The sequence below is a fragment of the Haloimpatiens massiliensis genome (assembly GCF_900184255.1).
Classification (GTDB): domain Bacteria; phylum Bacillota; class Clostridia; order Clostridiales; family Clostridiaceae; genus Haloimpatiens; species Haloimpatiens massiliensis.
Window position 1 is genome coordinate 2,224,553 of record NZ_LT854640.1, and the last position, 14,927, is coordinate 2,239,479.

The 14,927-nt window shown below is 30.4% G+C and carries 19 protein-coding genes; all 19 read right to left on the reverse strand.

Annotated features, from left to right (window positions below; all coding sequences use genetic code 11):
* Positions 1 to 23: 23 nt before the first annotated feature.
* Complete coding sequence (locus C1715_RS18485) at positions 24 to 467, reverse strand: VOC family protein (RefSeq protein ID WP_102401803.1); 444 nt, start codon at positions 465 to 467, stop codon at positions 24 to 26.
* Positions 468 to 470: 3 nt separating this feature from the next.
* Positions 471 to 1,166: a 5'-methylthioadenosine/adenosylhomocysteine nucleosidase gene (locus C1715_RS18490; RefSeq protein WP_102401804.1), complete on the reverse strand. Its 696-nt coding sequence runs from the start codon at positions 1,164 to 1,166 to the stop codon at positions 471 to 473.
* A 227-nt stretch (positions 1,167 to 1,393) separates the two neighbouring features.
* The gene (locus C1715_RS18495) at positions 1,394 to 1,813 is read right to left on the reverse strand and encodes a bis(5'-nucleosyl)-tetraphosphatase (RefSeq protein ID WP_102401805.1); all 420 of its coding nucleotides are present in this window, start codon (positions 1,811 to 1,813) and stop codon (positions 1,394 to 1,396) included.
* 50 nt (positions 1,814 to 1,863) lie between these two features.
* The gene (locus C1715_RS18500) at positions 1,864 to 2,226 is read right to left on the reverse strand and encodes a nucleotide pyrophosphohydrolase (protein WP_102401806.1); all 363 of its coding nucleotides are present in this window, start codon (positions 2,224 to 2,226) and stop codon (positions 1,864 to 1,866) included.
* A 255-nt stretch (positions 2,227 to 2,481) separates the two neighbouring features.
* On the reverse strand, positions 2,482 to 2,673 hold the full coding sequence (locus tag C1715_RS19595; RefSeq protein ID WP_180964148.1) for an NUDIX hydrolase: 192 nt from the start codon (positions 2,671 to 2,673) through the stop codon (positions 2,482 to 2,484).
* Positions 2,674 to 2,694: 21 nt separating this feature from the next.
* Positions 2,695 to 2,949 (reverse strand): NUDIX domain-containing protein, encoded by a 255-nt coding sequence (locus C1715_RS18505; protein ID WP_180964149.1) that lies wholly within the window; start codon positions 2,947 to 2,949, stop codon positions 2,695 to 2,697.
* Between the two features lie 494 nt (positions 2,950 to 3,443).
* Complete coding sequence (locus C1715_RS18510) at positions 3,444 to 4,685, reverse strand: IS701 family transposase (protein WP_102399572.1); 1,242 nt, start codon at positions 4,683 to 4,685, stop codon at positions 3,444 to 3,446.
* A 134-nt stretch (positions 4,686 to 4,819) separates the two neighbouring features.
* Complete coding sequence (locus C1715_RS18515) at positions 4,820 to 5,650, reverse strand: class I SAM-dependent methyltransferase (RefSeq protein ID WP_102401808.1); 831 nt, start codon at positions 5,648 to 5,650, stop codon at positions 4,820 to 4,822.
* Between the two features lie 38 nt (positions 5,651 to 5,688).
* Positions 5,689 to 6,351: a DUF4332 domain-containing protein gene (locus C1715_RS18520; protein ID WP_102401809.1), complete on the reverse strand. Its 663-nt coding sequence runs from the start codon at positions 6,349 to 6,351 to the stop codon at positions 5,689 to 5,691.
* A 189-nt stretch (positions 6,352 to 6,540) separates the two neighbouring features.
* A complete protein-coding gene (locus C1715_RS20160; RefSeq protein ID WP_278320133.1) occupies positions 6,541 to 6,663 on the reverse strand; it encodes a hypothetical protein in 123 nt (40 codons plus the stop codon).
* Positions 6,664 to 6,746: 83 nt separating this feature from the next.
* Positions 6,747 to 7,883, reverse strand: a complete 1,137-nt coding sequence (locus C1715_RS18525; RefSeq protein WP_102401810.1) for a hypothetical protein — start codon at positions 7,881 to 7,883, stop codon at positions 6,747 to 6,749.
* A 177-nt stretch (positions 7,884 to 8,060) separates the two neighbouring features.
* A complete protein-coding gene (locus C1715_RS18530) occupies positions 8,061 to 8,258 on the reverse strand; it encodes a DUF3784 domain-containing protein (protein WP_102401811.1) in 198 nt (65 codons plus the stop codon).
* A gap of 234 nt (positions 8,259 to 8,492) precedes the next feature.
* Positions 8,493 to 9,281, reverse strand: coding sequence for a class I SAM-dependent methyltransferase (locus C1715_RS18535; RefSeq protein ID WP_102401812.1), 789 nt, complete (start codon positions 9,279 to 9,281; stop codon positions 8,493 to 8,495).
* 164 nt (positions 9,282 to 9,445) lie between these two features.
* Entirely contained in the window at positions 9,446 to 10,195 is a 750-nt protein-coding gene (locus C1715_RS18540) for a GNAT family N-acetyltransferase (RefSeq protein ID WP_102401991.1), read from the reverse strand.
* Positions 10,196 to 10,223: 28 nt separating this feature from the next.
* A complete protein-coding gene (locus C1715_RS18545) occupies positions 10,224 to 10,757 on the reverse strand; it encodes a GNAT family N-acetyltransferase (RefSeq protein ID WP_102401813.1) in 534 nt (177 codons plus the stop codon).
* Positions 10,758 to 11,135: 378 nt separating this feature from the next.
* Positions 11,136 to 11,648 carry a GNAT family N-acetyltransferase gene (locus tag C1715_RS18550; protein WP_102401992.1) on the reverse strand — a complete coding sequence of 171 codons (513 nt, stop codon included), beginning with the start codon at positions 11,646 to 11,648 and terminating at the stop codon, positions 11,136 to 11,138.
* 185 nt (positions 11,649 to 11,833) lie between these two features.
* Positions 11,834 to 12,406 carry a GNAT family N-acetyltransferase gene (locus tag C1715_RS18555; RefSeq protein ID WP_102401814.1) on the reverse strand — a complete coding sequence of 191 codons (573 nt, stop codon included), beginning with the start codon at positions 12,404 to 12,406 and terminating at the stop codon, positions 11,834 to 11,836.
* A 99-nt stretch (positions 12,407 to 12,505) separates the two neighbouring features.
* Positions 12,506 to 13,507 carry a S66 family peptidase gene (locus C1715_RS18560; protein ID WP_102401815.1) on the reverse strand — a complete coding sequence of 334 codons (1,002 nt, stop codon included), beginning with the start codon at positions 13,505 to 13,507 and terminating at the stop codon, positions 12,506 to 12,508.
* Positions 13,508 to 13,677: 170 nt separating this feature from the next.
* Complete coding sequence (locus C1715_RS18565) at positions 13,678 to 14,226, reverse strand: GNAT family N-acetyltransferase (protein WP_102401816.1); 549 nt, start codon at positions 14,224 to 14,226, stop codon at positions 13,678 to 13,680.
* Positions 14,227 to 14,927 lie beyond the last annotated feature (701 nt).

The window sequence follows — 14,927 nt, forward strand, 5'->3', positions numbered from 1 at the left end:
ATAGCTTAAACTGCATTTACTATCTATATAATTCCACTATAATTTCCTGTTATTTCAATTATGTTTTCGTCTGGATCTTCTAGTAAAAAATGATAATAGGGTGATGCAATATTTACATACATAATTTCAGTAACTTTTCCTATATTAAGTTCTTTAATTCTTTTATATTCATCATCAAGATTATCTATATAAAAATTCAATACAAAATTATTACCATATTGAATTTCTTTATTTTCCCAGTATTTAAGATATTCTTTGTTATAATGTAAATCTAGATTTTCCCCTTTATTAATTAATTCTTCATCATATTTAGGATTATATAATGCAATACAATTTCCATTAAAATTAAACTGTGCCCATCTATCAAAATTTTGTGCCGATACCTTCATTCCCAATAAAGCTTCATAAAACATAACTGATTTTTTAATATCCTTTACTATGAGATAAGTAGATCCCAAGTTTAACATATTCTATTCCTCCATTTTCAGCTTTTTAATAGACTCTTCAACCAACTTTATAGAATTTAGCGCTACCCTTTCCACATTCATTTCAAATGTTTCTGAAGCATTTTCATTTGCACCATCTGATATTGAACGAATAACTATAAATGGAATGTTATTCACATAACATGTATGGGCTATACTAGCACTTTCCATATCCACACATAGAGGATTGAACTTCTCTATTAACCCATCCCTTTCATTATGTGTAATAAATGCTTCCCCAGTAATAATCCTTCCAGTAAAGCATTCGTTCGAAATCCTCAAGGAATTAGCAGCGTTTTTACACACTCTTAATAATTCAGCATCTGGCTTAAAATATATGTCTTCCATCCACGGATGATATTCCGTTAAAATTCCTTCAGCAACATCATGATAGGCAATGTCACTTGAAATAACTATATCTCCAATGTTAAGCTTTTTACTTAATGCTCCTGCAACTCCTGTCACTATAACATGCGTAACTTCAAATTTATCAATTAAAATTTGTGTAGCTATGGCAGCATTAACTTTACATACTCCACAAATTACTGCTACCACCTCTACTCCTTCATAAACTCCTGAATAAAATTTTAGCATAGCATATTCACTAAGTTTCTTATTTGATATTTTATTTATAAAAGGCATTATCTCTGTTTCAGTAGGGCCTACTATTTCTATTCTCAATTTCTCTCTCCCCTTTCTATTAAATCACTTTAGGTACATGAAAATAAATACCAAGTCAAAGATGCAGGTATATTTTGTGTCAGACAAGGAAGCAGGTTCCGCCGCTAGTGGAACTATCGGTGGGTTCTGCTGACGCAGTATGACGCAAAATAGACTAGCATACTGACTTGTTATTTATTTGAATGTGCCTTAATGCTTAATTACTATTTCCCGGTTTATCATCAAACCTAAAAACTTTTTATTCCATTTAGATAATCTTTAACTTCTATTAGTATTTTTTTAGTATTCTCAAAAGTTAGCAAATTGAGCATGTCCATATATTTTAGCCATCTAAAATCCTGAATTTCTGCCTTTTGAATTTTTACTGGTTGCCTAGATGTTGTTCCTATAAAAAAAATTACTTCTTTTAGGGTTTCCTCAGTCAATGCATATTTTATTTTTGTTCTAAATTTATCAAGTAAAACAACACTTAGTCCCGTCTCTTCAAAAACTTCTCTCTCTGCAGTTTCTTCTTCGCTCTCCCCTTTTTCCATATGTCCTTTGGGGAAACTCCAATGACCATTTGCTTTACTTTTTACCGCTAAAAATTCAATATCTTCACCTGATTTTCTATACACTACAGCACCACACGATTTTTCTATATTCATTCACCTTCCCCCTGCTTACTGGTTACTTTAATTTAATATCACTAAAAAAGTTATTTATTATGTAAATATTCCTCATGCTCATGGATAAAATCTCTGCCCATATTTTTAGAGTGCTTTTTTACGAAAGCCTTAGATAATTCCTCTGGAGTAATTTCATAACACATCAATGCATCACTATAATACATCATCACATCAACCATTTCTTCCACAAATGCTTCTCTCACTATGTGATCATTCATGATATCAGTTTCTCCACGTTTTTTTATGATTGATACAACTTCTCCCATTTCTTCTATCATCCACAATAAAGAATTACGACCATTTTCCGCAGTGAGAGGCGACCATTTTGCTTTATATTTTTCCTGAAGTTCCTTTTGCATAGACATTATTTCTGATAATTTTAAATCTAACATAATTTATTTAGCACCAAAGTGTATTACAAGTTGTCAATAATCTTTTCAATTAATATTTCAACTTATTATATTCACTCGCTACTAAAATTCACTTCCTTTCAATATATTATGTGGTAACTACACTAAATGCGTATTTATACTATTTTATATGTATATTTAGGTTATGGGTTCTGGCTCCTGTACAAAAACTTATGTTAAGAATCCATAATTTCCACCGAGATATTCTACCTTAAAAAATTTTAAATGTGTCTCTTTTTAAAATGTATCCCCTAAATATATGGGTGATATAATATTTCCCATCTCATCAAAAACTCTTTTCAATACTTCAGGATACACAGTTTTTTCTTTAATTTCATCATACCCTAACCACTGAACGCCTATTTGGTCAGAGTCCATATTAGTCGCTTTTGATAAGTCTATAGAAGATTTCATGGTACAAAGAAACATACATTCAATTCTGTGTAAATCTCAATGTAAATCTGCAAATTTATGATTTTTTCCAATGTACTCAGTAAGTAATACAAGTTCCCCCACATCTATTTCAGCCCCAAGTTCCTCCAAACATTTCCTCTTTAATGTATCACTAAAAGTTTCTCCAGCTTCCTGTCCACCACCTGGTAATACATAGTATATCGTTCCAGACCTTTTTGAAAGATATTTTACAAAGAGTATCTTATTATCTTGAACAATGATGGCTTTAGCAGTATTTCGTAACTTTATCAAATTCTTAGCTTCCCCATTAACAACATATGAAAGCATCTACACTTTTAAATTCCATAATTATCTAAAAAACTGTAGCTTCTACTCTTCACATAAGCTTAATTTAAGTAATTTCTTGAAATAATGAATAATAAATTATATTATGATTATCCCATAAAAAGCATTACATTACCTGAATTATGAAATTTCTCTGAAATGACTTGCATAAGAAGCGAAGGAACTGTTTAAATTTAATTTCAGAAATTCTTCTTTTAGACAGATAAAATTATCGTAAGCCTTAAAAGGACGCCAGGCTAGCGAACCTGAGACAGGACGCTGAATGTGAGCGTTAGATAATTTTATATGACTAAAAGATTAGAATTTCTTAAATTAAATTTATTGTTCCTAGCTCTTATGAAAGGCATGGAGGAGAAATTTCATAATTCCACTACATTGTACCTTATTGTGGATTAATCATACTTTAAATGAGCAAAAACACTTACATTATTTTACATTACTTAAGCACACTTATTGTGTGATAATTTAAGAGTATCAAAAATAGCATTTAAACTAACTCCTTTTTTATATTGAGAATATACCCAAGCAATTACTTCTTGTTGGGATTGTTTACGAGCTATTTTTAAACCTTCTCCAAATTTAGAACAATCTGTGCTTATGCAACAAGTACAATAAAGATAAGTCAATTGAGTTAAAATCCAAAATCTCTTTATGGCTTTTTCACCACGAACTTGATAATTATCAAAACCTAATTCCATCTTATTTTGACGGAAAAATACTTCAATTGTCCAACGTTCACGGTATTGAAAAAGTATTTCTTCTGTTGTGAGATTTATATCTGTTGATATAAAAGATTTTAATGCTTTTTCATTATAGAGAGCTTCTTTAGGATAACTAATAAGAATTACAACATTTTTAAAACCATTGATTTTGCCCTCATATCTATAAACATAGTAAGAGTGCTTATTCACTGTTACGAGGTGAAAGTCTTCCTTGTTTATAGTTTTGGCAAAACCATTAATTTTATGATTCATGCGCGAGCACTTTGGGTATATAATTCTATTAGTTTTTAACGCTCCTATATATTCAAAGCCTTTTGCCTTTGCTGTTTTTATAATTATTTCAGCACTATACCAACTATCCCCTAAGACGAAACCTTGAATAGGTGGTTCGGGTAATGAAGATATTATATTTACAGCAATATTAATCTTAGTAAATTTTTTATTGTCTTTATCGACTTTAGTCTTATCATAAAGCGTTAGCTGATAAGGAATTGTAACATCGCCACATTGTAGTAAAGCACCTACAACTTGGTGTCCATAGACTTTTTTATTTTCTAAATGTGATTGATGAAATTGACACTTTTCTATAGGATTTTTAGCCCGTGACGAAGGCTTTGTCTTCTTACAGATAGTATCATCAATAATCACATAAATAGGCTTTCCTGTATCACGAGATAACTGCCAAATTTTATTAACTGCGAACTTTTGTAATGCTCTCAAAATATAATCTTCATTCCATGGGCTTTTGGATAAAAATTGACCTATGGATGTTCTATAAGTACTCTGATAGCAACTTTCAGCTATATGAATAACTTTGCCATCATACCCACGACCTACGGCTGCAAAGATAAATTCACAAACATGTTTTAATTGAGGCAGTGTTAAATATAATGATAATCCAAGTTTAATTATGAAATTGTTAATCTCTTTATTATATGGTATATTATTTTCTGTAGACATTTATATTCATCCTTTGTTTATGTTTTCTGACAGAAATATAATACACTAGGATATTATGAATGTCTATTTTTATTCCATAATTTGTTATGAAATTTGCTCATTTAAAGAATCATATTATATAATGTAAATATCTGTTATTTTTTATGCCCAAATGCGTATATTACTGGCATATTAAAATGAAGTCCGTCATCTTTTTTAAACTGTTCAAGACCCTTAAATATATCTACCTTAAATTGTACATATGATTCAAAACCTAGCTTTTGAATCTGATCAAATATGCCCCTTACTGCATTGGTATGCATTTCTTCCCACCATTCCTTTTTATTCATATATACCACATCCGCATTTTCCTCGTAAATTTTTATATTTTGAAAACCAGAATCATGCAATATTTTTGTAATATCCTCTACATTATCAAACTTAGGAATGTCTAGTTTTTTATTATTTGAATTACTTAAATCTGCTTTTAAATATTTTTCAACTATATCTGTTAACCACTTCTGCTCCTTCTGCACACCCCATATGCTAAAGGCTGCTTGTCCATCAGTTTTTAATATTCTTAATACATCATTTAATTTATTTTCTCCTAACAAAAGATATCCCATTCCAAATCCACAAATAACATTATCAAAAGAATTTTCTGCAAAATCCATAGATTGTGCATTCATATTTTTCACTTCCGCATTACATATATTTCTAGCTGAAATATCCTTATGAGTTTCTTTTACCATGACATTAGAATTATCTATACCTACAACATATCCATCTTTACCTACCTTTTCTAGGGCAGGAAATAACGAAGCACCCCTACCCATTCCAATATCTAAAACTTTTCCACCAATTTCTATGTTTGAAAGTTTAACCAATTTTCTTCCAAAATCATCCCAATATTTTGGCCCAATTTCTCCAAAATTAGGAGCAACTTTATCCCATATGTTGATAGCTTTTTTCTTTGCTTTATTCATGTTCACATCTCCATTTCTTCTTTCGCTTCATGCTCATCTTAGTTGATTTTTAGGACTACTGGCATTACTTTCGCCCATGCAATCTGTGTATTTAACTCTTTATTCAAAGGTACTGCTCTCTTAGAATTTGTCTCTTCTATATAATTACAAATACATTGTTTTATGTTAATTAAATCTTGCTTTGCCATATCAGCAATGTTCTTTATATTACAATTAAAATACAGCTCTGCCCGCACACACTTCACTCCCGGTAATCTCATCAAATCACAAAGACAAACAATTTTATGCATTTCTAAATAAGGGATATCATATTTCTCAGATGCTCTTAATATCTCTTCATGGCATTTAAATTTACATAGAATTTGGCTTGATGTTTTTATACCAGAATCTTTAAGGAGTAAAATATATTTTTCACTTATACAATCAAGTTCCTTTAACTTACGTTCTTTAAAATTCTGATATGTGAAAAAAGAAGCTAATAACGCTAAAATATCTTTACTTAATCCTGTTTTCGTTTTTACTAATTCTAGGTGATCTTTATACTTATCCAAGAAATCATATTTATCCATAACTCCTGCCGCTAATAGTTCTTTTACTATTACATCTTTTATTTTTACCAGTGGATAATATCTTTTTAATGTTGTATCTTCATTTAGAACAACTGGTAAATTTTCTACTTTTATATTGTCAAACTCTATCATATATTTTCACCTCCAACTTATTACAGATTACTATTTGTTATAAAATTACTGTTCATTACCCTGTAAAGTATATTCCAACTCCAAATTTTTATCCCTAATGCAAATTTTTTTGTTATATTCCATAAACCCATATTTCACTTGTATAAACAGCTGTTAGTTAACATTTTACTGAAACCCATCGTAAAATTATTATTTTTCTAACGAAAATCCCCAAGCCTTTATTAATAAAAATATTTTAATACCGCTCATAAATTCAGTTATTACAAGTGTTAGTAAATATTCCATTTCTTCTTTTCTTTCTACAAGATACATTATCCGTAGAAAGATAATAATGCCCACACCAATAGTTAAAAATAAAAGTCCTACATTATTAAATGAAAACCAAACGTACGATGTTAATCTGCATACTTTTCCTTTACAAGCTCTATTATTTCCATTTCACTTTCGGCCTCGCCTTTTGCGGGACATGTTTTTTGAGCTATATAAGCCTCATTCAATAGCTTATCCGCCTTTTGTGTATTTTGTTCTATTATAAGCGCATAGGCATACATTAAACGTTTCCTTGACATATAACAATCAGTTGCCTTTATATAACTTTTTAATTCTTCGGTATATAGCTTATCAATTATATCTTTCCTAGCCTCGCCTATAATTTCAAAAAAAAGAAGATCACATTTGATTTCATTTTGGTATAACTTAATTAGATTAGGTACATCATTTAATAGCTTTTCATAACATTCTTTTGCTTTATGAAATTCTTTTTTATCTAAATAATAACCTGCTTTTATAATTTCCATAGTGCTAATTATAGGATTATTTAAATCAGCCCCGTCAGGAAGTTCAAACCACTCAAATGGCATGTCCTTTACACGAATGCCCCTATAAAGAAGTCCATTTACTCTAAGCATTGTATAATATGAATACTTTGCAATTTCATCTTTTCCAATGAAAAGCACATTATATGCATCATTGCAAACACCAGTTATTTTCATGGGAATACCATTTAATATTAAATCGTAAACTCCACTAATAGCAACAAAAATAAAAAATATAGATAACATATTAGGCATAGGACACCATAAATAAATGGCTATGCACAAACATGTTATTACAGCATTCATGAGTATACCACCCAAATTATAAAGGATGTATGGGCAATCATGTTTTTTATCTTTACGCGGCATCATAATACACTGTCCAGCTGTACCTTTAATAGTAAATTTTTTAGTTACTATCTTCCCATTATCTTTTACAAATGTTAAAGTTCCAATTCTGAATGATACAAATTCATATCCAGACCAAAGTCCACAAATCAAATGACCTACTTCATGTAGAATCAGTTGCAATATAAATGCAACTACAAAAATAGCCATACCAATTATAATTGTAAATAGACCATAATCACCAACCACTTCTTCAATTAATTTACACACAAAAATACCTGTAATAGCTCCTATCCCCATAGATAGTATAATAGCACCTATTTTTTTAAATAACTCTTTAACATTCTTTTGCTTTACATTTTTACTCACAGCATGTCCTCCTGAAATATTTTACATGTTCTTAAGTTATTTTTTATGTTTAATTTTAGTTAGTCTATCAAAAAATATACAAAATCCAATACATAACACTATCACTATAAAACCGAAAGCTAATGCAGCATTAGAAATTATACTTTCAGAATTATTTCTAATGCCATACTCAGTTATTTATATCAGAATTACTATTAGAATTGTAATAATTAACATTAAAATTCCAGTAAGGCGACAAACTTTTTTTTCATCATATTGAGCTTTTTCTTCTTTGCTCATAGTATTATACCCTGCAACCAGCCAGCTTCCTTTACCGCAAAGAAGAAATATACTTATAATTCCACAAATAGCTGCAACTATCCAAGCAATAATCATAATTATTCCCTCCTTTGTACCTTTATCTCTCTATTCATTTTAATTATATCTCCTCCATGTATGTGGGATTTTTGGGGAAGGTTTTGGGGGAATTTTTTTGGGGACGGTTAACAACTTTTCGCCTTTAAATTTATCTAATTGTTGTTAACCGTCCCCTTTGTTGTTGTTAGCTCCCCCTATATCCTGCATGACAGTACCCCATTTTTATTTAAAAATATTGTGTTTAAACTTGTATCAATTTTTTCTAAAAATGTCTAAACTATGGTGTGTTACCCCAACCAAATCAGAACGTTCACATATAGAGAAATGATATTTCAGGTAAGCTTCAAACATTTTTTCATCCATAGCATCAATTTCATCACGCATATAATTTGTTGCTAAATCAGTTGCAACAAAATGAAGACGTTCAACAGCATATCCTGCCATCAACTGATCTATTTCCTCTTTCCTGTACATTTCAAACAGCAAAGATGGATTGGACAAACATTTATACGTATCTTTATGAATAATACCACTTTGAATGCCTTCAAGAATATTACCTTTCTGAAAACCCCAGCTTATAATTGTTGCTTCATTCATGCAATAGGATACAAATATAACTCCACCTTTTTTTGTAACTCTCATCGCTTCACTGATAGCTTGTTTTTTATCCTTATCATTAAACAAATGGTATAAAGGCCCAAGAACTAATGTAATATCAAAAGTTTCATCATTATAGCAGGACAAATCTACGGCATTACCTTGTCTAATATCTATAGTGCAATTTTCTTCCATCTTGCTCTTAAGAATATCAATATTATGCTGAATAAGTTCTATTGCATCAACTCTAAATCCTTTTTCTGCAAGTGAAAGTGAATATCTACCTGTTCCAGCTCCTACTTCTAAAATGTGCATTCCTTTTTTTATGTACTTATTTATGTACTTCATTGTGGTAAGGAACTCAACCTGACCATGTTTAGATGTAAGACGCCCCTCTTCATCGTAGTTGTTATAGTATTGTGTCAAATATTTCAATTCATCCATAATTCATTTCCCCCATCGTATAATCAAATTTTTAAAAATCCTCTATAGAAATCTATTCTGATAATCTTAAGGGCTGGCATGAGGTGTCCATCCATTATTTTTTTCTATAGAATACTTTTGAAAGCTATCATGTAACTTAAGTAATTCATAGTTATCAATTTATTTTACTCTCTTTTACCTGAATAGAGTTCAGCCCATGCTGGGAAGAAGCCAGCATTTACAGCAATATTTTCAGAATGGATATGGGATTCCACTGTACCATAAAATGGCACCTTGCCTCTCTTGAAAATCTCATTCTTTAAAAGTACAACTAAATTTGTTCCTATGCCTTGTCCACGATATTTAGGCAAGACATCTATGCCTATTTGCCACATATTTTCACTATCTGAACTAGCACCTGCCATACCCATTATATTATCTCCATCTAAGGCTGCAACTCCAAGCATGTCTGGATAATTTTTATTGAAGGCAAATGCCTCTAAAAATCTGTTATCATCCTTAAATTGTAAAATTTCCTCACACTCATACCATTTTACTTTTGTAATAGGTTTTACATCCATTTCATCTAGTTTTGGAAGATAGTAGTGATGAACATCAGCAATCTCATGTCCAAATTCCTGTAATTTTTTATCTATTTCTCGAAGCTTTGGATATTCAAAAAACCATGCAGCGTCTCTATTCAAAAGCTTCTCTTCACACCAAGAAATCATTTTTTCATCTGTGCTAATAATTGCCCTACCTCCAAAACAAATTACTTTAAAAAAGCATCCATCACTTTCATATATTCGTCTACCTTCAATAAGCTTGTTTCGAACTATTGTATTCCCATTTTTCTCAAAGTCACATACCTTACAGTTATAATCTATCGATAATTGATCTTTTGCAATCTGTAAAATATCAGTTTTCCCCCTCATAAATTTATGTCCCCCTATAAATATTCTGCTATTTCTTATAATACTCATCTCTTAAAAGCCCCATAATTATCTCATCATAATACTTTCCATCTCTAAATATTTCTTCCCTCAATATCCCTTCTGTTTTAAAGCCACACTTCTCGTAGCATTTTATAGCTCTTTTATTAAATGAAAAAACATTTAATTTAATTTTGTGTATATTCATTTGTTCAAAAATGAATTTAATTAAAATATTTAAGGTATCACTTCCATAACCTTTGCTCCAATATTCTTTATCACCTATAAATATTCCGATAGTTGCTACGCTGTTTTTCCAATCTAAATTATTTATTCCACAACCACCTATATATTTCCTTTCTTTTAATGTTTCAATGGCGAAATTATATAGCTCTTTTGTAGCTGATTGACTTTCAAACCATTTTTCCTCATCTTCATAAGTGTATAAAAATGGTATACCCGGATTTAGCATTTTCTTTACTTCCACATCGTTTACAAATTCCTGAGCTAATTTAATATCTTCCCTTTTATATTCACGTAATTTTACCTTTTCTCCTACATACATAAATAAAATCCTCCTGTTTCTCATATTTTTATTTTATAATTACTATGATTATCCCATAATAAGTATTACATTGCTTGAATTATGAAATTTCTCTGGAATGAGTTGCATAAGAAGCGAAGGAACTATTTAAATTTAATTTTAGAAATTCTTCTTTTAGACAGATAAAATTATCGTAAGCCTTAAAAGGACGCCAGGCTAGCGAACCTGAGGCAGGACGCTGAATGTGAGCGTTAGATAATTTTATATGACTAAACGATTAGAATTTCTTAAATTAAATTTATTGTTCCAAGCTCTTATGCAAGTCATGGAGGAGAAATTTCATAATTCCACTACATTGTACCTTATTGTGGGTTAATCACTTTATTTGAATCAGCATTTTTAATTTCTGTGTAAATTATATCTAGCCATTATATACTCATCCTCATATTTTCCATTTCTTATGGCTACGTATTTTTTTCTGCCCTCTATTTCAAAGCCTAATGATTTATATAAATTTATGGCCTTTTCATTATCAACAAAAACTCCAAGTTCAATTCTTACAAGCATAAGCCAGTTATCTGCTATATCCAATATACTAGTCATCAAAGCTCTTCCAATGCCCTTGCCTTGATAATCCTTGTGTACAGATATACCCATACTCCCTGAATGTCTTACCCTATTTGATCTATTAACTGATAAAGTTGCAGCTCCTACAACTTTTATAATGCCATTTTCTTCAATCTCGGCAACTAACATATGATCATTTTCAGTAAGATTATTTATGATATTTTGAATTCTTGTAATTCTTTCACTGATAATACCCATGGTGTTTTCTCTTACTCCATCTTGCCTTCTTATTTCATTTATAGGTTCTGCATCTTCAATTCTTACTGGTCTTATTTTTAAGTTCATACTCAACTCCATACTACCCCCTGCTTAGTTTTAAGTTTTCCCTCTTTCTTAAGGAGCTTTTTTGGGGACAGTTAAGTATCGTTTTTTGAATTTTACTTAACATGGTTTTATTTTTTCTTAATTATTATCTACTTATTTAACTATTTTACTTAACCGTCCCCTTTTTTTCTAAACTATTTCTTCTGTTATTTTTGTAATTTCTTATCTACTATATTATTAACGTAAATTGATTGGTATTCCTTGTCTAAAATGTCCATAAAGATTTCATCATAAGCTTTTCCAGCTATAAGTTTTGCTTCTCGAAGTCTCCCAGCCTCTTTAAATCCCACTTTTTTATAACATTTTATAGCTTGCTTATTAAATGAATATACTTTTAGAGAAATATTGTGTAAATTTAATACATTGAATCCAAAGTCTAATAAAAGATTTAACACATCTTGACCGTAGCCTTTACCCCAATAATCTTTATTACCAATAAATATACCTACTTCTCCTATTCTATTTATATGGTTTAGCTTTGGATATCCACAATTTCCAATAAGTTCATCCTTTTCTATATCTATAATTGCAAAATTATATCCATTAGTAGAAATCCTTTCTAAAACTGATTTTTCTGCTTCGATTCCAATAAGTTTGGATGCAAATACAAGGCCCGCAGATACTTCCATATCATTAACCCATTTAGTATATTTTTCATAGTCCTCCACATTTATAGGAGACAAATAACATTTTTGTCCTATAAGTTTTTTAAAGTACATTCTAACTCCTCCTTCTTCACAATGATTGTTTTTCAGTGTTCAATTACACTAATTATTCGTTCTTACTTCTATCTTCTTGCTGCCAGTGGACATTCTGCCTCAACCCCCTATAGGAATAGTTGCAATTGGAGTTACGTGTCCAAAATTCACATTGGCCATAACTGGTATATTATTCAGTTCTCTCTTTGTTTTTATTATTTTTATAAGCTTTTCATTTGTCATAGCTGAAGCCTTTTGAAATCTCCCTATAAGAATTCCTCTTACTCCTTCAAATCCTGGTTGATGTATGGTAGATTGAAGATCTCTATCAAAAGTTTCCGCATCAACTAAGTCATCATCTTCTATAAACAATATGGAATTTCTTAGTGAAGGCATATATTCTGTGCCTTGAAGAAGATTGAATGTACATAAATTTCCTCCAATTAAAGTTCCTTCTGCTTCCCCTTCATTTATAACTAAATACCCATCGTTAGGAATAAAATTTCTACTTTCCTGATCTCTATACCAAGGGTCATCACTCCAAAATTCTGAAGGTTTAATCTCCATATAAGTTTTATTTTTAGTGTTTGTCTCCATATTATCTGACCCAGCTGTACTTTCTTGGTTATTTTCCCCTTTTACTTTGCTTTCTTCATCTAAAAAACTCTTTTTAAAATAATCTCTTGTATATTCAATACCTTTTTCCATAGCAAAAGATGAAAAATGAGGTCCATAGTAAGTTATAAGTCCTGTTTTATTATAAATTGCACAACATAAGGCAGTTATATCTGAAAAACCACAAAATATTTTAGGATTACTTTTTATAATTTCATAATCAATGTATCTTAATAACTGATTTGAATTGTACCCCCCTATGGTGGTTATAACGGCTTTTACATTCTTATCTAAGAAAGCCTCATGGATATCTTCCACACGGGATTCTATACTAGCTGATGAAAAATCATCGCATTCCTCCACGTGTTTAGCAAAAGTCACCTTAAGTCCTATTTCCTCAAATCGCCTCTTAGCTATTTCTCTTAACTCCTCAGTTATTATCTTCATACTTCTAGCTGGTGATATCACTCTTATTTCATCACCAAATTTCAACTTATTACATTTCATTGTAAGCTTCCCCCTAACCCTATTTTCAAAAATAAATTTCCATTTTTTAATAGTAATTTAAATTACTATTATTTAAACTATCCCTTAAGTTTGAAACTCCTTTGAAGCTTTATCCTAAATTAACAACTGGTGTATTTATCATTGCATTTGTTTCCATAAAAGCTACTATACTACTTAACCGTCCCCATAAATTCTTCCTTTAATATGCCCATCAAAACATAGTCCGTATATTTACCATCTACATAAAAACTATTTCTCTTTCTACCTTCTTCTTTAAAACCACATTTTGAGTAGCATCTATATGCCCTTTTGTTAAAATCATGAAGCCAAAGTTCTATTCTATTTAAATTAAGTTTATTAAAAGAATAATCCAAGAGAAGCCTTATAGCTTCCTCACCATATCCTTTTCCTAGATTAGTTTCTTGACCTAATACAATTCCCAATAAACCAACTCTATTTTTCCAATCTATTGTTAAAAGATCTATTTGTCCTAAATATTCTTCTGTATCTTTATTGGCAATTATAAAATTTTTTCCTTTAGTTTTTCCTTCCAATATGGAGTTTAAAAAATTCTCCGTTTCATTCAATGTATGTGGATATAAAAATATGTCTGATAAATACTTAGTAATATTGGGATTATTCACCCATTTTCTAATGTAAATTAAATCTTCTTTTTCGTATTCTCTCAGCATAATTCTTTTTCCTAATATTCTCCCCATAGCTATTCCCCCTAAAAAATTAATATGAAATATAGATTTTTTCTTTCATGATAAATCTTAGAAAATACTTATTTTTATCCGATGACTACCTGCCGTTAACTCCCACTTCTAACAAAGTGCGAGTTAACGGCAGCTACGTCCCTGGATAACGATCTCTAACCTTCAGTTGGAGTAAAAACTCCATCTGAAGCTAAGAGCTCTGTTTATAAAACAAAAAAACCCACAGAGTCACTTTTAAATCGTGACTCCGCAGGTTTAAATTCTAATCTGCGTGTAGGAAATTTCTTTATACATTTAGAAAGTCTCCCTGTACCGCTCAGGTATAACTTTAATTGAAGTATAAATATTAGCCCAGCAAACACACTAATAACTAATGCTATGCTCAGGTGTAACTCTAATTTAAGTATAACCCTAGATACACTCACTTCATGGTATATTTATTGACAATTTTAAGTGAAAAATTACAACCTTTAAGTTAACTAAAAACTAATACCCCAGTGCACTGAAAGCTGTGAAATATCACTTAATTGTGTAATATATTAACATGTTCAATAAAAACTGTCAATAGTGCAATTACAAATTTCCTTAAATGCTTTAATTAAACTATATCATGATTATCCCACAAAAGTATTACATTACTTAAATTATGAAATTTCTCTTGAATGACTTGCATAAGAAGTAAAGGAGCTGTTTAAATTTAT